The organism is Arthrobacter sp. UYP4 (genome assembly GCF_057291175.1).
Genome location: NZ_JBXAVU010000002.1, coordinates 736,887 through 758,742, shown reverse-complemented (window position 1 = coordinate 758,742; position 21,856 = coordinate 736,887). Strand labels below are relative to the sequence as shown.

Below are 21,856 nucleotides of genomic sequence, written 5' to 3'. Positions count from 1 at the left end.
GTCTGTGCCGTTCCGGTGAGAACGCTCGTCAGTCTCTGGGCTCCTTGTCCCCGATCGAGGAGGCGTCGAGGATCCGGTACGCGTAGCCCTGCTCCGCCAGGAAACGCTGCCTCTTGGCCGCGAAGTCCTGGTCGAGGGTGTCCCGCGCGACGACCGTGTAGAAGCGCGCAGCGCGGCCGTCGGTCTTCGGCCGGAGCAACCGGCCCAGGCGCTGGGCCTCCTCCTGCCGTGAACCGAAGGACCCGGAGACCTGGATCGCCACGGAGGCCTCCGGCAGGTCGATCGAGAAGTTCGCGACCTTCGAGACCACGAGCACGTGGATCTCGCCCGCGCGGAAGGCGTCGAACAGGCGCTGGCGTTCCTTCACGGAGGTCTCCCCCTTGATCACGGGGGCGTCGAGCCTGGCCGCGAGGTCGTCGAGCTGATCGATGTACTGGCCGATCACCAGAAGCTGCTCGCCCCTGTGCCCGGCGACCAGCTTCTCCACCACGTCCGACTTCGTGTCGGACGTCGCACACAGACGGTACTTGTCGGCGTCGTCGGCCATGGCGTAGGCGACCCGCTCGTCCCGCGGCAGGTCTACGCGGACCTCCACGCAGTCGGCCGGGGCGATGTAGCCCTGTGCCTCGATGTCCTTCCACGGGGCGTCGTACCGCTTCGGTCCGATGAGCGAGAACACCTCGCCCTCCCGGCCGTCCTCACGGACGAGGGTGGCCGTGAGGCCGAGCCGGCGGCGCGCCTGGAGGTCGGCCGTCATCTTGAAGATCGGCGCGGGGAGCAGATGGACCTCGTCGTACACGATCAGGCCCCAGTCGTTCGCGTCGAGCAGTTCGAGGTGCGGGTACAGCCCACCGCGCCTGGTGGTGAGGACCTGATAGGTCGCGATCGTCACCGGACGCACCTCCTTGACGGCGCCGGAGTACTCGCCGATCTCCTCCTCCGTCAGGGACGTGCGCTTGAGCAGCTCGTCCTTCCACTGCCGGGCGGAGACCGTATTGGTCACGAGGATCAGCGTGGTGGTCTGGCTCGTGGCCATGGCCGCAGCGCCCACGAGGGTCTTCCCCGCGCCGCAGGGCAGGACGACGACTCCCGAGCCGCCCGACCAGAAGTTCTCGACAGCGAGCTGCTGGTAGGGCCGCAGGGTCCAGCCGTCCTCGTCGAGCACGATCGGGTGCGGTGTCCCGTCGACGTAGCCCGCGAAGTCCTCGGCGGGCCAGCCGAGCTTGAGCAGCAGCTGCTTGAGCTGTCCCCGCTGCGACGAGTGGACGACGACGGTCTCGCCGTCGATCCTCGGTCCGAGCAGGGGCTCGATCTTCTTGGCGTGCAGGACCTCCTCGAGCACCGGGTAGTCGGTGGTCCGCAGGACGAGGCCGTGCTGCGGGTCCTTCTCGAGGCGGAGCCGTCCGTAGCGCGACATCGTGTCCTCGATGTCGATCAGGAGGGCGTGCGGCACCGGGAAGCGGGAGTACTTCAGCAGTGTGTCGAGGACCCGTTCGGCGTCGAGCCCGGCCGCGCGCGCGTTCCAGAGCCCGAGGGGCGTCAGCCGGTAGCTGTGCACGTGCTCCGGCGCCCGCTCGAGCTCGGCGAAGGCAGCGATGGCATGGCGCGCCTCGGTGGCCTGCTCGTGGTCCACCTCGAGCAGGATGGTCTTGTCACTCTGGACGATCAGCGGCCCGTCAACCATCTGCGGGACTCCCTTCGAGGATTTCCACGTCCATCACGCGATGCACGGACACGACTTTCTCCACCTGGTGCTCGGGGTCGAACACCCGCAGGCGGCCTCCCGATACCGAGAGGGGAACAAGGACCTGGCGCACATGATTCCCCTCGCTGTCCGCGGTGCCGAGGCGGATCCTGCTCCGGGACCGGATGGCTGCGCGGAGGGTCTCGAGTCCCAGGAGGGTCTCGCTGTCGGTACCGGTGGCGACGTCGGCAGGGCCCGGGCGCGCGGAGCGCAGGACGGCGAGCTGGGCGTCGAGCTCCTCCTCCGCGACAGACCACGGATTGAGCCGCGACCTCAGCTGGTCCGGCGGGACGCGCGCGGGCGCCGCCGGTCCGGCGGGAGGCGTCCTGCCCACGGCGGCCACGGCGTCCGACGCCGGCGAGAAGCCGAGGTCCCGCAGGAGCGCGGCCAGTTCGTGGGGGGAAGCGGGGGAGACCAGGACGGTCGGCGCCACCTGGACGACGCCGAGCACGGCGGCCCGCGGATCGGCCAGCACCGTCGCGACCACGGCGTCGTCGTCCGCGCTCACGTAGCTGCCGGCCCGTCCGACCCGGAGGCTGCCGTACCGCGACGCGGTGTCCTCGACGAGGTAGGAGAGCGCCTGCGGGATCTCGGTGGCGGAGTGCTCGTGTAGAAAGGCGAGGATCGAGGAGGCGTCCTCGCCGGAGTCGAGGGCGGAACGGATCGACTCCGCGGAGAAGCGGTAGGTGGTGGCCGGCCCCTGTCCCTCGGGGGTGGACATGCGCAGGAGCCCGCGCGCCACCTCGGGCTGCAGGTAGCCGGGAGCGACGGCGGTGAGGTCTGCCTGCAGGACGACGCGGGACACCGGATCGGGCAGGGCCTCGCGGATGACCCGGCCGGCGTCCTCGAAGCGGCCGGCCGCGACGAGCCCGCCCACGTCCGTCAGGGCTCCGCCGCCGGTCAGTCCCAGCGCTCCCGCCTCGATCAGCATGCCCGGCAGCAGGCGGGCGAACCGCCGCTGCAGGCGCGGCTGGTACCAGGTCGCGAGCCCGATGACGGACTGCTCGGTGAGGACCGGTACGGCGCCCGGCCCGCCGTCCTCCGCTGCCGGAGCCGCGCCCTGACCGGCGCCGGACAGCTCCGTCGCCACGGCCAGCAACCGCTGCCGCACCATCGGAGCGTCCGGTCGGGACGCCTCGGCGGCCAGGGCGTTGACGAATGTCCCGTCCGGCAGCCTGGACCCGATCAGGCCCGGTGCCCGGTCGACGGCCAGCCATCCCTCGACGAGGAGGAGCCACTGGGCGTCGCGGTCCAGCGCCTCCCACGCCTCCAAGCGGGAGGTCTTCCAGCGCGAGTCGTCGGGGTCGAGGGTCAGGAGCCCGACGGCGGACGCCAGTTCCAGCAGCCATGCCGCCTCGCGGTCCTCGACGCGCAGCACCTCCCGGACGCGCCGCAACTCCCGCACGCCCACCCCGCCCGAGCGAAGGGTCGCGACCGGCGTCGAGGCGACGGACCAGAGGAGGGCGGTGATCAGCCGGAGGGTCTCGGCGACGGCGCCGAACGCCGCGTTGTCCCGGAGGCTCGCGCGGGTGCTGCGGTCGGTCCCCGTGGGCGGGGCGAGCTCGAGGGAGGGGAAGACGGCGTGACCGCGGAGGGCCATGCCGACACCGCGTGGCAGCTCGACATGGAGGGCGTCCAGGGGTGCCAGCAGGCACCGGTCGAGCAGCCAGCGCACCGCGGGCGAGGCGCCGCCGTCGCCGCCTGTCGCCGTCGAGCCGACCGGGACGTCCCGCAGGCGTGCGAGCAGGGTGGCGGCACCGTCGGGAGCGTCGGCCAGGACCCGACGCCAGAGCACCGGATCCGCCGTCACCTCCTGCAGTGCCTGCGCCGCGGCCGCGGAGGTCATCGCCCCGGTGTCCGCCGCGGCGTCCAGGAGCTGCACCGCGTGGACCAGGGCCGGTCCGTAGCGCGGGATGGAGCGGGCGAGGACGCGGAAGGGCCGGCCGAGGCCGGCGGGGTAGGGGCCGAGCGCATCGGCCAGCGCGCCGACCGGCAGGAAGCCCTCCGCCGGGGAACCCGTGACGAGGGCCTGCTCGAGGAGATCGGCGATGATGATGTCGAGATCGTCCGCCGCGCCGTCCGCGAAGGCGGCCGCGAGGCGCTCGCGTGGAACCGCGGAGCCGTCGTCCTCGCTGAGCACAACGATCGCCTCGAGGACCTGGAGCCCGGGGCGCGCGACATTGTCCAGGGCGCGCTGCAGGCTCACGCGGGTGGAGGCCCTCGCCGCGAGCGCGGCGAAATCAGGCACCGGGGGAAGGATGAGGTCGGGCCGGACGGCAAGCAGGCGGCGCAGTTCGTCATCGCTCCGAAGGGCCAGCTGGTCGGCCAGTGCTCGGATCGCGGACATCCCCTCAAGATTACCCGGCCCCTCCGACACGGATCGCTCGTCCTGAGGACGACGGGCGGGCGGGAGCCGTCGTCGGGCGAGCTCCGAGCGGGCGGATCAGGAGCGCCGGCGTGCGACGACCGACCCCGCGACGAGCGAGACCATCAGCAGGAAGGCGATCGGGAGGCAGAAGTACGTCGCCAGCACGAAGCCCGGCCACACCGTGCCCTGGAGGAGCGCGGTGACGAGGATGGCGGCGAGCGACAGCAGCCCGATACCGGCGAACGCGACCGCGAGGACCAGGACCCCGAACCGTCCGCGGGACGATCGGCCGGCGTCGCCGCCCGGGACGGGGCCCCGCAGGGGATGGGGGGCAGGGCGGCTCGGCGGGGTCTGGTCAGGGATCATAGCCGTCCCAGACTACAAGAACCACGGCCGGGAAGCCGTGGGAAAAGCTATATCCTAGGAGACACAGACTTCCCCGGCGGTGGCAGTGCGCCTGGGCACCAGGCGGTGCTTCCCGCACCCGGGACCAGACCCCGGGCGCACCCCGCCCGGTACAGCTAAGAAGAGGTAGACGACGTGCCCATCGGCAAAGTGAAGTGGTTCGACGCGGACAAGGGATTCGGGTTCCTGTCCACCGACGACGGCAAGGAGGTGTTCCTGCACGCCTCGGCGCTTCCCGCCGGCGTGAGCGAGGTCAAGGTGGGCACCAAGCTCGAGTTCGGCGTCGCGGACGGCCGTCGCGGTCTCCAGGCCCTCTCCGCGCGCATCCTGGAGCAGGCACCGTCCGTCGCCAAGGCGACGCGCAAGAGCGCCGATGACATGGCGGTCATCACGGAAGACCTCATCAAGCTGCTCGACGGGGTGTCCAACGGACTCCGCAAGGGGCGCTACCCCGAGAAGGCGCACGCCTCGAAGGTCGCGGCCGTCCTGAGGGCGGTTGCGGACGACCTCGACGCGTAGGCTTCGATCATGACCTCGACCAACCTGGACACTGCCGACAGCGCAGCCCTGACCGGCAGCGGGACGCCGACCGACGATGCCCCCGCGCCGGTCGAGGTGCCCCGGAAGCCGCGGGCATCGCGCCGGATCCCGAAATCGGATGCCGTGCTGGAAGCGGCCGTCGAGCGGGCCCGCAGCGGCGTGCTCGAGATCGCCCCCGAGGCCCAGGTGGGTCGCCACGTGTCCGCCACCATCGAGGGTGAGCGGCTCGTGACGCATCGCTTCGAGGCATTCGTCCCCGGGTACGGCGGCTGGCAGTGGTACGCGAGCGTCGCCCGCATCGCCCGGAGCAAGGACGTCACGGTGTGCGAGGTCGGTCTGCTGCCCTCCGCGACCGCGCTGCTGGCGCCCGAGTGGTTGCCGTGGTCGGAGCGGGTGCGTCCCGAGGACTCGCAGGCGGACGAAGCCGATGCCGACAAGCCCGGCGACGTGCCCGCCGAGCCGGTGCCCGATGTCCCGCAGGATCCCTCCGACGACACGCAGGAACGGGAGCCCCTGGCCCCGGCGGGAGCATCCGATGCGTCGGACGAGGCCGTGGACCAGCCTGACGCCGTGGACCAGCCCGACGCCGAGTGACGCAGCAGTGGCGCCGGAACGGAAGGGGAGTGCTCTGAGCACCTTCCGATCGCTCGGGATCCACAACTACCGGCTCTGGTTCATCGGGGCCCTCATCTCCAACATCGGCACGTGGATGCAGCGGACCGCCCAGGACTGGCTGGTCTACGACATCCTCACCCCCCAGAACGCGTCCGCGCTGGGCATCGTGATGGCCCTCCAGCTCGGACCGCAGCTCGTGATCGCGCCCTGGGCCGGGCTCATCGCCGACACCGTGGACCGGCGCAAGCTGCTTGCCACGACACAGATCGCCATGGCGCTCCTCGGCGTGGGGCTCGGACTGATGGTCCTCCTCGACGTCGCGCTCCTGTGGCACGTCTACGCCTTCGCGCTCGCACTCGGGGTCGTCTCGGCCTTCGACGCCCCCGCCCGCCAGGCCTTCGTCTCCGAACTCGTGCGCGACGACTACCTCCCCAACGCCGTCGCGCTCAACAGCGCCTCGTTCAACGGTGCCCGGCTGGTCGGCCCGGCCATCGCCGGACTGCTGACCGCGGGTGTGGGGCCCGGCTGGGTCTTCCTGATCAACGCCCTGACCTTCGGTGCGATGGTCTACGTGCTGCTCGCGATGCGGAGCGCCGAACTGAACAGGCAGCCCCGCTCCGCCCCGGGCAAGGGACGGATCCGGGCGGGCTTCCGCTACGTACAGCAGCGCCCGGACCTGATGATGGTGATGCTCGCGATCTTCATCGTGGGGACGTTCGGGCTGAACTTCGCCGTGTTCATCGCCGCGATGGCGCGCACGGAGTTCGGGCAGGATGCCGGTGTCTTCGGCGTGCTGTCCTCGGTGATGGCGGTCGGATCGGTCGCGGGCGCGCTCCTGTCCGCGCGCAGGGAACGGCCGCGCCTGCGATTCATCTTCGGCGCGTCGGCCGCCTTCGGGATCGCGTGCGTCCTGGCGGCCCTCGCACCGAACCTCTGGCTGTTCGGGCTCGCACTCGTGCCGGTGGGTCTCTTCGCGCTGACGCTGATGACCAGCGCCAACGCCTACGTGCAGACGACGACGGACCCCGCCATGCGCGGCCGGGTCATGGCCCTCTACTTCGCCATCTTCCTCGGCGGGACGCCGCTGGGCGCCCCCGTGGTGGGATGGGTCTCCGACATGTTCGGTCCGCGGTGGAGCCTGGGCGTGGCCGCCGCCTCCGGCATCATCGCCGCGGCCGCCGGCATCTTCTGGGCGTGGAGGTACCACGACGTCCGGTTGCGGTACGACCGCTCGGCACCCCGGCGGCTCCGCCTCGACCACGAGGCCGGCGCCGCGGACGGCAGCACCTGACCTGCTAGAGGAGGTGCTCGACCACGTGGTCGATGCAGGCGATGAGAGCCGAGACGTCGTCGGGCTCGATCGCCACGAAGGTGGCGACGCGCAGCTGGTTGCGCCCGAGCTTGCGGTACGGCTCGACGTCGACGATCCCGTTGGCCCGCAGGATCGCGGCGATGCGCGCGGCATCCACCGCATCGTCGAAGTCCACCGTCACGATGACGTTCGAGCGGTCCTCGGGGCGGGTCACGTAGGGGCTCGCCACGGGGGAGGCCTCCGCCCAGGAGTACAGGCGTCCCGCTGAGTCCGCCGTGCGGGCGGCGGCGAAGGGCAGCCCGCCCTGGGCGTTGAGCCATTCCACCTGCGCGTCGAGCGTGACCAGGGTGGACAGCGACGGGGTGTTGTACGTCTGGTTCAGGCGCGAGTTGTCGATCGCCGTCTGGAGGTTGAGGAAGTCGGGGATCCAGCGGTCGCCGGCATCGATCCGGGCCGCCCGCTCCAGCGCTGCGGGGGAGAAGAGGCCCAGCCACAATCCGCCGTCGGAGGCGAAGTTCTTCTGCGGGGCGAAGTAGTAGACATCGGCCTCGGAGACGTCCACGTCGAGGCCGCCGGCCGCGGAGGTCGCGTCCACGAGGACCAGGGCGCCGTCGTCCGCGCCCTCGACCCGTCGAACGGGAGCCGCGACACCCGTCGACGTCTCGTTCTGCGGCCAGGCGTAGGTGTCCACGCCCGCTGCGGCCGCCGGATCGGGGCGCGTACCCGGCGGGGCCGTGATGATGTCCGATGCCTCGAGGAACGGCGCCCTGGTGGTGGCGGAGGCGAACTTGGAGCCGAACTCGCCGAAGGAGAGGTGCTGCGCCCTGTGCTCCACGAGCCCGAAGGTGGCGACATCCCAGAAGGCCGTCGAGCCGCCCACCCCGAGGACCACCTCGTATGCCTCGGGTGCGCCGAAGAAGGTGCTCAGACCGTCCCGCACGCGCCCGACGAGTTCGCGCACGGGAGCCTGGCGGTGCGACGTGCCCAGCAGGACCCGTCCCGCGGACACGAGGGCGTCGATCTGTCCGCTCCGGACCTTGGACGGACCGGCGCCGAACCGGCCGTCCGACGGCAGGAGGTGCTCGGGGATGCGGGGCAGTTCGGTCATGGGTGCTCCAGCTGTTTCGGCGGCGGGTATCGCCCTCATTCTGCCCGAGGAGCCGGTGGCGCTCCATTTGTTAACACCGCAGGCGGAGGATGCGGCGGGGACGCCGTCGCCGCCCCGGTCGATTGCCGGGGGAATCGCACCATGGGTTAACCTTGGGAGGCGTGGGGCGGAACAGGTCGTGGCGGCCGTGGACCCCCACCGGCGTGAGGCATCCCAGCCGCGCACCCGCACCGCACCAAGGAGCTGACCCGCATGACGGACCTCATCGACACCACCGAGATGTACCTGCGGACCATCCTTGAACTCGAGGAAGAGAACATCGTCGCCCTGCGGGCGCGCATCGCCGAACGGCTGCGCCACTCGGGACCCACGGTCTCCCAGACCATCGGACGCATGGAGCGTGACGGACTGGTGGTCGTCTCGGGTGACCGGCACCTCGAGCTCACCGAACTGGGACGGCACCGGGCCACCGGGGTCATGAGGAAGCACCGCCTCGCGGAACGCCTCCTGAGCGACGTCATCGGGCTCGACTGGGCCTACGTGCACGACGAGGCCTGCCGCTGGGAGCACGTGATGAGCGAACGCGTCGAGCGCAGGCTCTACGAACTCCTGGGCAAGCCCTCCGAGTCGCCCTACGGGAATCCCATCCCCGGCCTCGAGGCCATCGGCGGCGTCCAGTCCGAACTCTTCACCGACGGCGTGGTCACCCTGCTCTCCGCCATGGGCACCTACTCGCCCGAGAAGCCGGTCACGCTGGTGCGCCTGGCCGAGCCGATCCAGGTCGACCCGGAACTCCTGACCCAGCTCGACGAGGGCGGCCTGCGGCCGGGTGCACGCCTCAGCCTGGAGTCGGTGGGCGGGTACGTCTCCGTCCGCGTCCCCGGGGTGGAAGGTGCGCTCGAGCTGCCTCCGGAGGTCGCCTCGCACGTGTTCGTCTCCGTCGCGTCCTGAGTCCGGCACGGCTCCGTCATCAATAACACACCATTCCGTGACCGTAACGTGACATACCGCGATATCTGAGGTAGCCTCCATCTTGTGCCAAATTCGCTCTAGATCCGGCACCCTCCTGCAAATCGCCTAGCTCTGCCATTGCCGGAGGTCCGTCCGCACCATCGCATGGCAGAGGCGGGGGAACCAATTTTCGGGTTTCTGTTCCAGAAATCCTTGGGGTTAAGTCGCTGTTTCCGCAGCGGCCGGGTGACTCCCATCCGAATCCGACAGCTCACCTCGCAGGCGTTGGGAGAGGCAATCCAACGTGTCCAAAAGCTCTTCGCCGGGCCGCCACCGCGCGCCCCGGGACGTCAGTCCGCTGACGGCCCTGTCCACAGCAGCAGCATCCAATGCCGGATCGGTCGGCCGCCAGGCAGCCGTCATCGTCGCGGCGTCGGGCCTGGTCCTGACCGCGGGACTGCCCGCCCAGGCTGCAACCGCCGCCGAGCGTGAAGTCCAGTCCTCCGCAGCGTTGACCGTGAGCCGCGTCGTGTCGGCCGAGGTCACCGTGCCGGCCACCGCGACGGTCTCCTTCGATCGCGTGGCCGTCGAGGTCACTCCTGCTCCCGAGGTCGTCGAGCCGCCGGCTCCCGTCGTCGAGGCCGAGCCCGCCGTCGTCGTCGAGGCTCCCGCCGCGGTCGTGGCGCCCGCTGCTCCCGTCGAGGTCGCTGCTGTCGAGGCCGCTCCCGCCGCGGCCGCTCCTGTCGAGGCCGCTCCCGTCGCACCCGTGGTCGCACCCGCCGCCGTGGCGCCCGCACCGGTCGCCGTCGCCGAGCCCGTCGTCGCACCGGCACCCGCGCCTGTCCAGTCCTCCGGTGTCGCTGCCGGGCTGGTCGCCTCTGCCTACGGCCAGATCGGCGTCGCCCAGGACTGCACCGCGATGGTCGAGACCGCCCTGCGCTCCGTCGGCAAGTCCGTCGGCGATCTCGCACCCGGCCAGTTCTTCCAGTTCGGCGACGTCGTCGGATCCCCCGCTGCGGGTGACCTGGTCATCACGGCGGGCCACGTCGCGATCTACGTCGGTAACGGCCAGGTCATCAGCGGTGGCCTCAACGGCATGAACACCGGCCTCCACAACCTCTCAGACCTTCCCGGCGCCGGCTTCGTCCGCGTCCGCTAGAACCCCTTCGGAGAAACCACCATGTCTTCACGCGCCATCATCGCCCGCCACCGCAGCGAAACCCAGGACACCGCCGGCCTCTCGGCCCTCGCCAAGGCCGTCACCACCGGCGGCATGGGCCGCCAGGCCGCCGTCATCGCCGCGGCCTCCGGCCTCGTCCTGACGAGCGGGGTCGCAGCCAACGCCGCGGACCTGCAGCCGCAGCGTGACGCCGCAGCGTCCAGCGTCACGGTCACGTCGGCCCGCGCGGCCGTCGTCGCCTCGTCCGAGACCGCCGTCGCCTTCAACATGACCCCGGTCAAGGTCACCGCCAAGCCGGTCGTCGTCGAGGCGCCCGTCGCCGAGCCCGCCCCGGTCGTCGAGGCACCCGTCGCCGAGGCTCCGGCACCGGTCGTCGTCGAGGCACCCGTCGCCGACGCTCCGGCACCCGTCGTCGTCGAGGTGCCGGTCGCACCGGCTCCCGTCGCCGCGGCCGTCGCGGCCCCCGTCGCACAGGCCGCCCCGGTCGCCGTGGCTGCTCCCGCCCCGGCTCCTGCTCCCGCCCCGGCTCCTGCTCCCGCCCCGGCCGCCTCCTCCGGAGTCGCGGCGACCATCGCCGCCGCGGCCCAGGGCCAGCTCGGCGTCATGCAGGACTGCACGCGCCTGGTCAGCAACTCGCTCGCCGCCGCGGGCATCAACTTCCACGGCTGGCCGGCAGGCTACCTCTCCCTCGGCCGCACGGTGGGCGCAGGCGAGGCCATCCCGGGTGACCTCATCTACTACGCCGACGGCGGCATGGGCATGGCCCACATCGCTGTCTACATCGGTGGCGGCCAGGCCGTCCACGGCGGCTTCAACGGCAACACCACGGTGATCGCACCGGCAGAGCTCGGCTCGGGCGGCGTCTACATCCGCGTCGGCGGCTGATCACCCCAGCGACTCACGATCGAGGAACCGGCACGGACGTGCCGGTTCCTCTGTCGTTGGGCGGCGGTAGCCCGACGCCGTGCGGCGCGTCAACCCGTCCCCGCACCGGTTCGCCGCACGCCGGTCTCCGGCTTACCCTTGCAGTGTCAATCCGAAGCTCTTCTCCCGTACCCCGGGATGGCAACCGGTTGCGGGGAACAGGTCAGCAATGAGGCCACCGTATGCGCACTCTTGTTCTGAATGCAGGGTATGAACCACTGGCGGTCGTCACGTTCCGCCGGGCACTCGTGCTTGTCCTCACCGGCAAGGCCAGCGTCATCGCGGAGGACGACGAGCCGGTCGTCGGACCCACCGAGATCCTCGGACGGCCGTCCGTGATCCTGCTCAACAGATACGTCAGGGTCCCCTACCGGCACGACGTCACGGCCACGAGACGCGGGGTCCTGCGGCGGGACAACCACCTGTGCGCCTACTGCGGCAAGACGGCCTCGACCATCGACCACGTCCTGCCGAGATCGAGGGGTGGGGGCGACACGTGGGAGAACCTTGTGGCCTGCTGCCTGAAGTGCAACAACGCCAAGGGGGACAAGACGCTCGCCAGCCTCGGCTGGAAGCTGCGCGTCGTCCCGCTGCCCCCGCGGGGGCCCCAGTGGCAGATCCGCGAGCTCGAGAAGCCTGCCCCGCAGTGGAGCGAGTTCCTCACGGAGACCGCCGCGTGATCCCCGACGCCCCCCGATTCGATGCGATCGTCCTGGCGGGCGGCCGCTCCACGAGGCTCGGCGGTGTGCCGAAGGCGGGACTCGTCCTCGACGGAGCGACGCTGCTGCAGCGCACGTGTGCTGCCCTCGCCGATGCGGAGCGGCTGACGATCGTGGGACCGGAACCGGACGGCGGCGCCCGGCCCTCCGGGGAGGGGCCGCCGTCGTTCGTGCGGGAACACCCGCCCTTCGCCGGACCGGCCGCCGCCGTCGTCGCCGGATTCCGGGCCGGGACCGGTGGGAGGGCGCCGTGGTGTGCCGTGGTGGCCTGCGACATGCCGCGCGTGGCCGTGCTCGTACGCGTGCTTCTCGCCGAGGCGGCGCTCGGCGGGACGACCTCGCTGGTCGCGGTCGACGGCGGCCGCGACCAGCCGCTGGCCGCCCTCTACCGGAGCGACGCGCTCGGAGGCGCCATCGACGAGGTCCTCGCCCGGGGTTCGGCCGACAACCTGTCGATGCGCAGCCTCCTTGCTAGTGTGAGGAGCAGACCGGTCCCGGTTCCCCCGGGCACAACGCACGACGTCGACACCTGGAGTGATGCACGAGCGCTGGGAGTCGACGTCCCCTAGTACTGCCCGGAGGGCCCATGGACGACCGCCAGAAGCTGCTGCACGACTGGACCGAGAAACTGCTCGCCGCCTACGAGATCGACGGGACGCGCGTCGACGTCGACGCCGTCCTCGGCCTCGCCGGGAAGGCCGCCCACGGCGTCGTCCGCCCGGCGGCACCCCTCACGACCTTCGTCGTCGGGTACGCCGCGGGCCTCGCGGTCGGCAGCGGGCAGGCCGACGAGGACCTGGCCATGCGCTCGGCCATGGCGGTGGCCGATGCGCTCTGCGCCGAGGCCGCGGCGGACGGAGACCCCGCATGAGCGAGGCCGCCGCAGCGCACAACGTCGACTGGATGGCCGCGCGCGCACTCGCCCACGGCGCGGGGCGCCCGCTGCCGTTCCAGACCGTCAACCTCGCCGACGCCCTCGGGCAGACGCTCGCCGAGCCCGTCCACGCATTGCAGGCCATCCCGCACTACGCGTCGTCCGCCATGGACGGCTGGGCCGTGAACGGGGAGCCGCCCTGGACGCTCGTGAGGCACACGGAGCCCGAGGAGCACCCCCGAGGAAGACCGTCGCCGCACTCCGACTCCGGTGCGGTGTCCCTCGCCCCCGGCGAGGCGACCTTCATCCTCACCGGTGGCGTGGTGCCGCAGAACGCCGTCGGCATCCTGCGCACCGAGCACGGGTCGGTGCGCGGGGACGTGCTGGACCGCAACGACTCCGCCCGGCCCGACGAGCCGTCCCCGCACGAGCACGTCCGGCCGGCAGGGGAGGAGGCCGAGGCAGGCTCCGAGGCCATCCCGGCCGGCGTCGTCCTGAACCCGGCGCAGATCGCCCTCGCCGCGGTGTGCGGCCACGACACCCTCGCCGTCCTGCGGGCACCGAGGGTGTCCCTGCTGATGACAGGGGACGAGGTGATCGACCACGGGCTCCCGCACCCCGGCCAGGTGCGTGACACCTTCGGCCCCCAGCTTCCCGGATTCGTCGCGATGCTGGGCGGCCACGTCGACGTCGCGGGGCGCGCGAAGGACGACCTCGACGACGTCGTGGCGGCCATCAGCGCCGAACCGACCGATGAGCTGTCCCTCGCGCGGGCCTCCGGCGACGTCCTCATCACGACCGGTGGAACGGGCAGCTCGTCCGCCGACCACATCCGCAGGGCGCTCACCGAACTCGGCGCCGAACTGATCATCGACGGCATCGCGATGCGGCCGGGACACCCGACGCTGCTGGCACGACTGCGCGACGGACGTTTCCTGGTGGGACTGCCCGGCAATCCGCTCGCCGCGATGATGGCGATGCTCACGGTGGCCGGCCCGCTGCTCGCGGGACTGCGCGGCTCACCGCTCGAGGAGCCGGGGACCGTGACGAGCGCGGACGCCTTCGAGCCGCTGCCGGGGCGGAGCCGGCTGGTGCCCTACCGGAGCGGGTCGGGGCGCGCGGTGCCGAGTACGCACCAGCGGTCCGGGATGCTGCGCGGACTCGCAGCGGCCGACGGCGTGATGGTGGTCCCTGCCGAGGGCTGCGCCGCCGGTGATGCCGTGCCGTCCCTGGTGCTGCCGTGGCTGGCCGGCTGAGGATTCCCGGGCGGGGAGCGCCGCCACAGGAGTGGCCTCGTCAGGCGGCCTTCTCGAGCCGCACGACGACCGACTTCGACGTCGGCGTCCCGCTGACGTCCGCCGTCGAATCCAGGGGTACCAGGACGTTCGTCTCGGGGTAGTAGGCGGCCGCGCAGCCCTTCGGCGTCGAGTAGGCGACCGCCCGGAAGTCCTCGGCGCGGCGCTCGACGCCGTCCGCCCACTCCGAGACCAGGTGGACCATGTCGCCGTCGTCGATACCCGCCTCCGCCAGGTCCTGCGGATTGACGAACACCACGCGGCGGCCGCCGGAGATCCCGCGGTAGCGGTCGTCCTTGCCGTAGATCGTGGTGTTGTACTGGTCGTGCGAACGGAGGGTCTGCAGGATCAGCCGGCCCTCGGGCACGTGCGGGTACTCGAGGGGATTGGCGGTGAAGTTCGCCTTGCCGGTCGCGGTGGTGAAGGTACGGCTGTCCCTGGGCCCGTTGGGCAGGACGAAGCCGCCGGGCGTGTCCAGGCGGGTCTCGAAGTCGCCGAAGCCGGGCACGACGGCGCTGATGTGCTCGCGGATCACGCGGTAGTCCGCCTGCGCGGCGGTCCAGTCGAGCTGGGGTGCGTTGACGCCGTAGGGGCTGCCGTTGCGCGCGAACAGGCGGTCGGCGAGCTGGCAGACGATCTCGATCTCGGAACGCATCTGGTCGCTCGCGGGCTGCAGGCGTCCCGTGGAGGCGTGCACCGCGCTCATCGAGTCCTCGACCGTGACGCGCTGGTTCCCGCCGGCCTGGGTGTCGCGGTCGGTGCGCCCGAGCGCGGGGAGGATCAGGGCCCGGGCGCCAGTGACGAGGTGGGAGCGGTTCAGCTTGGTGGAGACCTGCACCGTCAGCCGGGTGGTGCGCAGCGCCTGCTCGGTGACGTCGGTGTCCGGGGTGGCGCGGACGAAGTTGCCGCCCATGCCCATGAAGACGCGCGCCTTCCCGTCGCGCATCGCGCGGATGGCCGCGACGGTGTCCACGCCGTGCTTCCGCGGCGATGCGAAGCGGAAGCGCTGGTCGAGGGCGTCGTGGAACGCCTCGGGCATGCGTTCGAAGATGCCCATGGTGCGGTCGCCCTGGACGTTCGAGTGCCCCCGGACGGGACAGACCCCGGCATTGGGCTTCCCCACGTTGCCCTGGAGCAGGAGCACGTTGACGACGTCGCGCAGTGTGGCGACCGAGTGCTTGTGCTGTGTCAGCCCCATCGCCCAGCAGACGATCGTGCCGGGGGAGGCGATCATGCGGTCGCCCACCCTCGTGATCTCCGCCTTCGAGAGCCCGCTCGCCGTCGTGATCTCGTCCCAGCCGGTTCCGCGCAGGCCCGCGAGGTAGTCCTCGAGGCCCAGGGTGTGCTCGGCGATGAAGGCGGAATCGAACACGGTGCCGGTGGCCTCCTCGCGTTCGAGCAGGTGCTTGCCCAGGCCCTGGAACAGGGCCTGGTCGCCGCCGATGCGGATCTGCAGGAAATCGTCGGCCAAGGCGGTGCCGCCGCCGAAGCGGGCGCCGAGCAGGCCGCGGGCGTTCTGCGGGTTCTCGAACCGCATCAGGCCGGCCTCGGGCAGCGGATTGACGGCCACGATGGCCCCGCCGTTCTTCTTGGCCTTCTCCAGGGACGTGAGCATGCGGGGATGGTTGGTGCCGGGATTCTGGCCCGCGACGATGATCAGCGGCGCCGTGTCGAGGTCGAGCAGGGACACCGTCCCCTTACCCACGCCGAGGGTCTCGTTGAGCGCCGAGCCCGAGGACTCGTGGCACATGTTGGAGCAGTCGGGCAGGTTGTTCGTGCCGATCCCGCGCACCATCAGCTGGTACAGGAAGGCCGCCTCGTTGGAGGTGCGCCCGGAGGTGTAGAAGATCGCCTCGTCCGGGCTGTCCAGGGCCGCCAGTTCGTCGACGACGACCTGGTACGCCTCGTCCCAGGACACGGGCCGGTAATGCGTCCCGCCCTCGTCGAGCAGCATCGGGTGGGTCAGCCGGCCCTGCTGGCCGAGCCAGTAGTCGTCACGGTCCAGGAGGTCCCGGACGGCGTGTTCGGCGAAGAACGACGGCGGCACGGTCCTCCGCGTGGCCTCCTCGGCGACCGCCTTCGCCCCGTTCTCGCAGAACTCGGCGGTGTGGCGCTTGTCCCCTTCGGGCCATGCGCAGCCCATGCAGTCGAAACCCTTCACCTGGTTGACGGCGAGCAGTGTCTGCGCGCTCCGGACGGGTCCCATCTGGTCGATCGAGATCTTGAGCGAGTTGATGACGGCCGGGAGTCCCACGGCCGTCGTCTTCCGGGCGCCCACCGTCAGCCGGGTCTCGTCGATATTGTCCTTCGGTGCCTTCGTTGCCACGCTGTCCACATCCTCGTGTCGGAGTCGACGGGCCAGGGGATGTCCGGAGTCAACTAACCTCATCCTAGGGCCGAGGTAAGGAGTGCCGGATGAACCGGGTTATACAGCGACGTCGCATCACCAAATTTCGCATCGGGGCGCAGACGGGACGCCGTGAGGACGTCCTGGCGGGCGAGGAACCCCTGGAGATCCGGCTCGGGGGGAGCGCCTTCACTGTCACCATGCGGACACCGGGCGACGACTTCGACCTCGTGGCCGGGTTCCTCGTGTCGGAGGGTGTCGTCTGGGAACCGGGCCAGCTGCCCAGCCTCCGGTACTGCGCGGGCGTCGACGAGGACGGCCGGCAGACCTTCAACGTGGTCGAGGCGCAGCTGCGGCCCGGCGTCGAGCTCCCGGACACCGCGATGGAGCGCCACGTGTACACGTCGAGCTCGTGCGGCATCTGCGGCACGGCCTCGATCGACGCCGTCCGCAAGTCCTCACGGTTCGACCTCCGGGAGGACGCGGCGCGGATCGACCTCGGGGTCCTGGCCTCCCTGCCCGACCGGCTGCGGGAGAGCCAGAAGCTCTTCGACCGCACCGGAGGCGTCCACGCCGCCGGCCTGTTCACCGCGGAGGGGGAGCTCCTGTGCCTCCGGGAGGACGTGGGGCGGCACAATGCCGTGGACAAGGTGGTGGGCTGGGCACTGCGCGAGGGGATGCTGCCCCTGCGGGGGACCGTCCTCCAGGTCTCGGGGCGGGCGTCCTTCGAACTGGTACAGAAGGCGCAGCTCGCCGGGATCCCCGTACTCGCCGCCGTCAGCGCGCCGTCGTCGCTGGCCGCCGACCTGGCGGACGATGCCGGGCTCACGCTGGTGGGGTTCAGCCGCGGGACCTCACTGAACTGCTACTCGCACCCGGACCGCATCGCGGCCTGAGCCCGCCCTCTGAGGTGGACGGGTGCGGCGTCGTGCACGCGGTTCAGCGCAGGAGGGCGTGTCGACGCGCGACACGCCGATGTTCCGGCGACGCCGCCCCGAAAGCCGTGCACGACGCCGCAGGGTCAGAAGGGGTTGAGCAGGCGCTGGACGAAGCGGCGGGTCCGCTCCTCGCGGGGATTGCGCAGCACCTGGTCCGGATGGCCGTGCTCGACGACGACGCCGCCGTCCATGAAGACCACCTCGTCGGCGACCTCCCGGGCGAACGCGAGCTCGTGCGTCACGATCACCATGGTCCACTTCTCCTCGGCCAGCTCCTTGATCACCGTGAGGACCTCGCCCACCAGCTCCGGATCCAGCGCCGAGGTCGGCTCGTCGAACAGGAGGAGGTCGGGCTGGAGTGCCAGGGCACGGACGATACCGACCCGCTGCTGCTGCCCGCCCGAGAGGTTGAACGGGTAGTCGTCCCGCTTCGCGGCCAGGCCCACGCGTTCGAGCAGCCGTTCGGCATCCGCAACGGCATCCTTCCGGAGCCGCTTCTGAACCTGGACAGGACCCTCGATGATGTTCTCGAGCACCGTCCTGTGCGGGAACAGGTTGTAGTTCTGGAAGACCATGGCGCTGCGGTCGCGGAGGGCCAGCGCCTCCTTCTTCGTCACCCTCGCGCCGAAGTCCACCGACGGGCCGCCGCGGAAGGCGACCGTCCCGCCGTCGGGCGTCTCCAGGCCGTTGAGGCAGCGCAGCACCGTGGTCTTGCCGGACCCGGACGGGCCCACGAGCGCGACGACCTGGCCGCTGTCGATGTGGAGGTCGATCGAGGAGAGCACCCGGTTGGTCCCGAAGGACTTCTGCAGGGCCGTGACCTCCAGCAGGGGGCCCTCCGAAGTGTGCGGTCGCAGGGGATCAGTGGGCGACATAGCGGTCCAACCTCTTTTCGAGCGCGGACTGGCCGCTGGACAGGACCAGGCAGATCACCCAGTAGATCGCGGCGGCCTCGACGTAGACCAGCATGAATTCCTGCGAGAAGGCAGCGATCTGCTGGGCCTCCCGGAACAGCTCCGTGACGAGGATGACCGACGCGAGGGACGTGTCCTTGACGAGGCTGATGAAGGTGTTCGACAGCGGTGGCACGGATACGCGTGCCGCCTGCGGCAGGATGACCCGGCGCAGGGCGACCGCGCGGGACATGCCGATGGTGTGGCACGCCTCCCACTGGCCCTTCGGGACGGACAGGATCGCGGCCCGCAGGATCTCCGCCGCGTACCCACCGACGTTGAGGGAGAACGCGATGATCGCGCTCGGCCACGGGTCGATGGTGAGCCCGATCGAGGGCAGCCCGTAGAAGATCACGAACAGCTGCACCAGCAGGGGAGTGCCCCGGATGACGGAGACGTAGAAGCGGGCGATCCCCGCGAGGACGGGCTGTCCGCTGATGCGCAGCAGTGCGACGACGAGCGCCAGTGCGAGGCCGATGGCGAAGGACGCGAGCGAGAGCGGGATGGTTCCCACCACGCTGCCGGAGACCATGGGCCAGAACGAGGTGCGCGCCAGCTCCCAGTCCATCAGTCAGCTCCTCCGGGCCGGGCGCCGGGCGTGCACGGGCGCGGTCCGCCCCCTGCTGCCGGCATCACTCGCTGACGTCGGAGCCGAAGTACTTCTCCGAGATCTCCGCGAGGGTGCCGTCCGCGCGCAGTTCCCCGAGCGCCGTGTTGATGGCGTCCACGAGGTCGGTGCTGCCCTTGCGCACCGCGACGGCGCTCTCCGAGGTCTCGTCGGTGGTGACCGCGATCTTGATGCCTGCGTTGTTGCTGGTCTTCTGGTAGTCGAGGTAGGTCAGCTCGTCGTTGATGGTCGCGTCGACGCGGCCCTGCTCGAGGAGCGTGACGGACTGTGCCCAGCCCTCGACGGGCTCGACGTCGGCACCGGCCTCCTGCGCCAGCTCGTACCAGTTGCTGGTCAGCGACTGCGCGGTGGTCTTGCCGGAGAGGTCCTCGAAGGAGGTGATGTCGGTGTTGTCCGCCGTCGTGACGATCACGCCCGAGCTCACGGTGTACGGGTCGGAGAAGTCGTAGGTCTCCTTGCGCTCGTCCGTGATCGAGACCTGGTTCGCGATGACGTCGAAGCGGCCCGCCTCGAGACCCGCGAAGATCGCGTCCCACTGCGTCTCCTCGAACTCGGCCTCCACGCCCAGCTTCTCGGCGACCGCGGTGATGACCTCGACGTCGTACCCGGTCAGGTCGCCGCTGCCACCCTCGTGGTAGCTGAAGGGCTTGTACGTGCCCTCGGTCCCGACGGTGAGCACGCCCGCGTCCTGGATCTCCTGGAGCGACGTCGGGGCCGCGGACTCGGAGGCTCCACCGTTCCCTGCGGGCGTCGAGGATGAACCGCAGCCGGCGAGCGCCAGGGTGAGGGCTGCGGCGGCACCGAGGAGGGACAGGCGGTGGGTCATGGGACTTCCTTTGGTCTCGAGTGGACGGGCTCGGCGGGCGGGGAAATAGAAGGAGCCATGGTTGGCTTGAACCCTACGTACCTCCGCCCCTACCGGGACCGGAGTAGAACACTACTGAGGTGAACACCGGAGCATCCACTTATTGTTCCGAAGTATTGCGGCGGGGGTCCAGAAACCCGGGACCCGAGCCGGGACTGGCATCCGTGGAAGGAATCGCTATGAGCATGGAAGGCGCGGCCTGGAGCTCGCTGTACAAGATCTCGACGGCGAAGAACGGTGCGCACGGCTTCTCCCGGGAGTCGGTGCGCCGAATCCTCACGTTCGCCGTGCCGTACCGGTCGAAGCTGCTGCTGTTCATCCTGCTGTCCGTGGCCGGGGCGTTCCTCGCGGTCGCGACGCCGGTCCTGGCCGGGCAGGTCGTCGACGTGATCGTCGCCCGCGGCGAGGTGCGCACCGTCGTGTGGCTCGCCGTCGTCATCGCGCTCGTGGCCGTCGCGGATGCGGCGGTGTCCCTCGTGACGCGGTGGTACTCGGCGCGCATCGGTGAGGGCGTCATCCTCGACCTGCGGACCGCCGTGTTCAACCACGTGCAGAAGATGCCCATCGCCTTCTTCACGCGCACCCGCACCGGCGCGCTGGTGAGCCGCCTGAACAACGACGTGATCGGCGCCCAGCAGGCCTTCAGCGGCACGCTCTCCGGAGTGGTCACCAACCTCGTGGCGCTGGTCCTCACCCTCGCGGTCATGCTCAGCACCTCGTGGCTGGTCACGGTGCTCGCCGTCGTCATGCTGCCCGTCTTCCTGGTCCCGGCGCGCCGCATGGGGAGCCGCCTCGCGGCCCTCCGCCGCGAGGCGGCCGACCACAACTCGGCCATGAGCACCCAGATGACCGAGCGGTTCTCGGCACCCGGTGCCACCCTGGTGAAGCTCTTCGGGCGGCCCGACGAGGAGGCCGAGGAATTCCGTGTCCGCGCGGCGCGCGTGCGGGACATCGGGGTGCGGACGGCGATGCTGCAGTTCGTGTTCTTCACGGCGCTGATGCTCGTCTCGGCGCTGGCACTGGCCCTGGTGTACGGGCTCGGCGGTTTCCTCGCGCTCGCGGGACAGCTGGACACCGGCGAGGTGGTGACGCTCGCACTCCTGCTCACGCGCCTCTACGCACCCCTGACGAGCCTGGCGAACGCGAGGGTCGAGATCATGAGCGCGATCGTCAGCTTCGAGCGCGTGTTCGAGGTGCTCGACCTCGAGCCGCTCATCCAGGAGAAGCCCGACGCCGGGAGCGTGCCGGCGGGCCCGGTGGCCGTGGAGTTCGACGACGTCCGCTTCGCCTACCCGTCCGCGGACAAGGTCTCGCTCGCCTCGCTCGAGGAGGTCTCGACGCTGGACACCCGGGGCGGCGAGGAGGTGCTGCACGGGGTGTCCTTCCGGATCGAGCCCGGGCAGACGGTCGCACTGGTGGGCACCTCGGGTGCCGGGAAGTCGACCATCGCACAGCTCCTCGCGCGCCTGTACGACGTCGACAGCGGTGCGGTGCGGCTGTCCGGTGCGGACGTCCGCGACGTGACCTTCGCGTCGATGCGGCAGACACTGGGCATGGTGACGCAGGACGGCCACCTGTTCCACGAGACGATCCTCTCCAACCTGCGGCTCGCGCGGCCGGAGGCAACGGAGGACGAGGTGTGGGACGCCGTCCGGCGGGCGCGGCTCGAGCCGCTCGTGCGGTCGCTGCCGGACCAGCTGGACACGATGGTCGGTGAACGCGGCTACCGGCTGTCGGGTGGCGAACGCCAGCGCATGACGATCGCGCGCCTGCTGCTCGCGCATCCGCGGGTGGTCATTCTGGACGAGGCGACGGCGGCGCTCGACTCGACGTCGGAGGCGGCCGTGCAGGCCGCGCTGAGCGAGGCGCTCGAGGGCCGGACGGCGATGGTCATCGCGCACCGCCTGTCCACCATCCGCAGCGCCGACCTGATCCTCGTCGTCGAGGACGGGTCGATCGTGGAGCGGGGGACGCACGACGAACTGCTGGCGGTGGGGGGCCGCTATGAGGAGCTGCATCGCACGCAGTTCGCGGTGCAGAAGAACGTCGCGGTGGACGAGGAGCCCGAGGCGCTCACCGGCGTCTGACGT

General features: G+C 70.9%; 20 protein-coding genes and 1 riboswitch. Of the genes, 12 read left to right on the top strand and 8 right to left on the bottom strand.

The window, feature by feature from the left end:
- Nucleotides 1-28: 28 nt before the first annotated feature.
- The 3 genes from AC0Z9V_RS12130 to AC0Z9V_RS12120 all read right to left on the bottom strand — a co-directional run bounded on the left by AC0Z9V_RS12130 (nt 29) and on the right by AC0Z9V_RS12120 (nt 4,478).
- Nucleotides 29-1,684, bottom strand: coding sequence for a DNA repair helicase XPB (locus tag AC0Z9V_RS12130; protein WP_133083160.1), 1,656 nt, complete (start codon nt 1,682-1,684; stop codon nt 29-31).
- Nucleotides 1,677-4,091, bottom strand: coding sequence for a helicase-associated domain-containing protein (locus tag AC0Z9V_RS12125; RefSeq protein WP_485141659.1), 2,415 nt, complete (start codon nt 4,089-4,091; stop codon nt 1,677-1,679). The genes AC0Z9V_RS12130 and AC0Z9V_RS12125 overlap by 8 nt, the downstream gene beginning before the upstream one ends.
- 96 nt (nt 4,092-4,187) lie before the next feature.
- The gene (locus tag AC0Z9V_RS12120; RefSeq protein WP_485141658.1) at nt 4,188-4,478 is read right to left on the bottom strand and encodes a hypothetical protein; all 291 of its coding nucleotides are present in this window, start codon (nt 4,476-4,478) and stop codon (nt 4,188-4,190) included.
- A gap of 174 nt (nt 4,479-4,652) precedes the next feature.
- Between AC0Z9V_RS12120 and AC0Z9V_RS12115 the strand changes: the two genes are divergently transcribed.
- The 3 genes from AC0Z9V_RS12115 to AC0Z9V_RS12105 are packed head-to-tail and all read left to right on the top strand — an operon-like array spanning nt 4,653 to nt 6,963.
- The gene (locus AC0Z9V_RS12115; RefSeq protein WP_133083163.1) at nt 4,653-5,036 is read left to right on the top strand and encodes a cold-shock protein; all 384 of its coding nucleotides are present in this window, start codon (nt 4,653-4,655) and stop codon (nt 5,034-5,036) included.
- A gap of 9 nt (nt 5,037-5,045) precedes the next feature.
- Nucleotides 5,046-5,651 carry a DUF3027 domain-containing protein gene (locus tag AC0Z9V_RS12110; protein WP_485141657.1) on the top strand — a complete coding sequence of 202 codons (606 nt, stop codon included), beginning with the start codon at nt 5,046-5,048 and terminating at the stop codon, nt 5,649-5,651.
- Nucleotides 5,652-5,685: 34 nt separating this feature from the next.
- Entirely contained in the window at nt 5,686-6,963 is a 1,278-nt protein-coding gene (locus AC0Z9V_RS12105) for an MFS transporter (RefSeq protein ID WP_133083206.1), read from the top strand.
- A gap of 4 nt (nt 6,964-6,967) precedes the next feature.
- On the opposite strand, the gene serC is transcribed toward AC0Z9V_RS12105, so the two are convergent.
- Nucleotides 6,968-8,092 (bottom strand): phosphoserine transaminase, encoded by a 1,125-nt coding sequence (gene serC, locus AC0Z9V_RS12100; protein ID WP_485141656.1) that lies wholly within the window; start codon nt 8,090-8,092, stop codon nt 6,968-6,970.
- A gap of 252 nt (nt 8,093-8,344) precedes the next feature.
- On the opposite strand from serC, the gene AC0Z9V_RS12095 reads away from it, so the two are divergent.
- From AC0Z9V_RS12095 to AC0Z9V_RS12065, 7 genes are all read left to right on the top strand, one after another.
- Nucleotides 8,345-9,043 (top strand): iron-dependent transcriptional repressor DtxR, encoded by a 699-nt coding sequence (locus AC0Z9V_RS12095; protein WP_133083166.1) that lies wholly within the window; start codon nt 8,345-8,347, stop codon nt 9,041-9,043.
- Between the two features lie 129 nt (nt 9,044-9,172).
- Nucleotides 9,173-9,342: riboswitch (cyclic di-AMP (ydaO/yuaA leader) on the top strand.
- Nucleotides 9,343-9,347: 5 nt separating this feature from the next.
- Nucleotides 9,348-10,202 (top strand): NlpC/P60 family protein, encoded by an 855-nt coding sequence (locus AC0Z9V_RS12090; RefSeq protein WP_485141655.1) that lies wholly within the window; start codon nt 9,348-9,350, stop codon nt 10,200-10,202.
- Nucleotides 10,203-10,223: 21 nt separating this feature from the next.
- Entirely contained in the window at nt 10,224-11,108 is an 885-nt protein-coding gene (locus tag AC0Z9V_RS12085) for an NlpC/P60 family protein (RefSeq protein ID WP_485141654.1), read from the top strand.
- A 221-nt stretch (nt 11,109-11,329) separates the two neighbouring features.
- Nucleotides 11,330-11,827, top strand: coding sequence for an HNH endonuclease (locus tag AC0Z9V_RS12080; protein ID WP_133083169.1), 498 nt, complete (start codon nt 11,330-11,332; stop codon nt 11,825-11,827).
- Nucleotides 11,824-12,435: a molybdenum cofactor guanylyltransferase gene (gene mobA / locus AC0Z9V_RS12075; RefSeq protein ID WP_459267364.1), complete on the top strand. Its 612-nt coding sequence runs from the start codon at nt 11,824-11,826 to the stop codon at nt 12,433-12,435. Before AC0Z9V_RS12080 ends, mobA begins: the two co-directional genes overlap by 4 nt.
- Before the next feature lie 17 nt (nt 12,436-12,452).
- Entirely contained in the window at nt 12,453-12,737 is a 285-nt protein-coding gene (locus tag AC0Z9V_RS12070; protein ID WP_133083170.1) for a DUF6457 domain-containing protein, read from the top strand.
- Nucleotides 12,734-13,996, top strand: a complete 1,263-nt coding sequence (locus AC0Z9V_RS12065) for a molybdopterin molybdotransferase MoeA (RefSeq protein ID WP_485141653.1) — start codon at nt 12,734-12,736, stop codon at nt 13,994-13,996. The genes AC0Z9V_RS12070 and AC0Z9V_RS12065 overlap by 4 nt, the downstream gene beginning before the upstream one ends.
- Before the next feature lie 40 nt (nt 13,997-14,036).
- On the opposite strand, the gene AC0Z9V_RS12060 is transcribed toward AC0Z9V_RS12065, so the two are convergent.
- Nucleotides 14,037-16,361, bottom strand: a complete 2,325-nt coding sequence (locus tag AC0Z9V_RS12060) for an FdhF/YdeP family oxidoreductase (RefSeq protein ID WP_485141652.1) — start codon at nt 16,359-16,361, stop codon at nt 14,037-14,039.
- Nucleotides 16,362-16,450: 89 nt separating this feature from the next.
- Between AC0Z9V_RS12060 and fdhD the strand changes: the two genes are divergently transcribed.
- Nucleotides 16,451-17,278 carry a formate dehydrogenase accessory sulfurtransferase FdhD gene (fdhD, locus tag AC0Z9V_RS12055; RefSeq protein WP_485141651.1) on the top strand — a complete coding sequence of 276 codons (828 nt, stop codon included), beginning with the start codon at nt 16,451-16,453 and terminating at the stop codon, nt 17,276-17,278.
- Between the two features lie 125 nt (nt 17,279-17,403).
- Here the strand turns inward: fdhD and AC0Z9V_RS12050 are convergent, their stop codons facing one another.
- From AC0Z9V_RS12050 to AC0Z9V_RS12040, 3 genes are all read right to left on the bottom strand, one after another.
- Nucleotides 17,404-18,195, bottom strand: a complete 792-nt coding sequence (locus AC0Z9V_RS12050) for an amino acid ABC transporter ATP-binding protein (protein WP_485141650.1) — start codon at nt 18,193-18,195, stop codon at nt 17,404-17,406.
- Complete coding sequence (locus AC0Z9V_RS12045) at nt 18,182-18,841, bottom strand: amino acid ABC transporter permease (RefSeq protein WP_133083175.1); 660 nt, start codon at nt 18,839-18,841, stop codon at nt 18,182-18,184. The genes AC0Z9V_RS12050 and AC0Z9V_RS12045 overlap by 14 nt, the downstream gene beginning before the upstream one ends.
- 64 nt (nt 18,842-18,905) lie before the next feature.
- Nucleotides 18,906-19,727, bottom strand: coding sequence for an amino acid ABC transporter substrate-binding protein (locus AC0Z9V_RS12040; protein WP_133083176.1), 822 nt, complete (start codon nt 19,725-19,727; stop codon nt 18,906-18,908).
- Nucleotides 19,728-19,945: 218 nt separating this feature from the next.
- Here AC0Z9V_RS12040 and AC0Z9V_RS12035 point away from each other — a divergent pair, with 218 nt between their 5' ends.
- Nucleotides 19,946-21,853, top strand: coding sequence for an ABC transporter ATP-binding protein (locus AC0Z9V_RS12035; RefSeq protein ID WP_208740573.1), 1,908 nt, complete (start codon nt 19,946-19,948; stop codon nt 21,851-21,853).
- Nucleotides 21,854-21,856 lie beyond the last annotated feature (3 nt).

What these genes read in the sequence shown, in the direction of transcription:
- AC0Z9V_RS12125 (WP_485141659.1), bottom strand. Translation starts at nt 4,091, where the DNA reads ATGTCCGCGATCCGAGCACTGGCCGACCAGCTGGCCCTTCGGAGCGAT.
- AC0Z9V_RS12080 (WP_133083169.1), top strand. Translation starts at nt 11,330, where the DNA reads ATGCGCACTCTTGTTCTGAATGCAGGGTATGAACCACTGGCGGTCGTC.
- AC0Z9V_RS12065 (WP_485141653.1), top strand. Translation starts at nt 12,734, where the DNA reads ATGAGCGAGGCCGCCGCAGCGCACAACGTCGACTGGATGGCCGCGCGC.
- AC0Z9V_RS12050 (WP_485141650.1), bottom strand. Translation starts at nt 18,195, where the DNA reads ATGTCGCCCACTGATCCCCTGCGACCGCACACTTCGGAGGGCCCCCTG.
- AC0Z9V_RS12040 (WP_133083176.1), bottom strand. Translation starts at nt 19,727, where the DNA reads ATGACCCACCGCCTGTCCCTCCTCGGTGCCGCCGCAGCCCTCACCCTG.
- AC0Z9V_RS12035 (WP_208740573.1), top strand. Translation starts at nt 19,946, where the DNA reads ATGAGCATGGAAGGCGCGGCCTGGAGCTCGCTGTACAAGATCTCGACG.
- fdhD (WP_485141651.1), top strand. Translation starts at nt 16,451, where the DNA reads ATGAACCGGGTTATACAGCGACGTCGCATCACCAAATTTCGCATCGGG.
- serC (WP_485141656.1), bottom strand. Translation starts at nt 8,092, where the DNA reads ATGACCGAACTGCCCCGCATCCCCGAGCACCTCCTGCCGTCGGACGGC.
- AC0Z9V_RS12070 (WP_133083170.1), top strand. Translation starts at nt 12,453, where the DNA reads ATGGACGACCGCCAGAAGCTGCTGCACGACTGGACCGAGAAACTGCTC.
- AC0Z9V_RS12095 (WP_133083166.1), top strand. Translation starts at nt 8,345, where the DNA reads ATGACGGACCTCATCGACACCACCGAGATGTACCTGCGGACCATCCTT.
- AC0Z9V_RS12085 (WP_485141654.1), top strand. Translation starts at nt 10,224, where the DNA reads ATGTCTTCACGCGCCATCATCGCCCGCCACCGCAGCGAAACCCAGGAC.
- AC0Z9V_RS12110 (WP_485141657.1), top strand. Translation starts at nt 5,046, where the DNA reads ATGACCTCGACCAACCTGGACACTGCCGACAGCGCAGCCCTGACCGGC.
- AC0Z9V_RS12120 (WP_485141658.1), bottom strand. Translation starts at nt 4,478, where the DNA reads ATGATCCCTGACCAGACCCCGCCGAGCCGCCCTGCCCCCCATCCCCTG.
- AC0Z9V_RS12045 (WP_133083175.1), bottom strand. Translation starts at nt 18,841, where the DNA reads ATGGACTGGGAGCTGGCGCGCACCTCGTTCTGGCCCATGGTCTCCGGC.
- AC0Z9V_RS12130 (WP_133083160.1), bottom strand. Translation starts at nt 1,684, where the DNA reads ATGGTTGACGGGCCGCTGATCGTCCAGAGTGACAAGACCATCCTGCTC.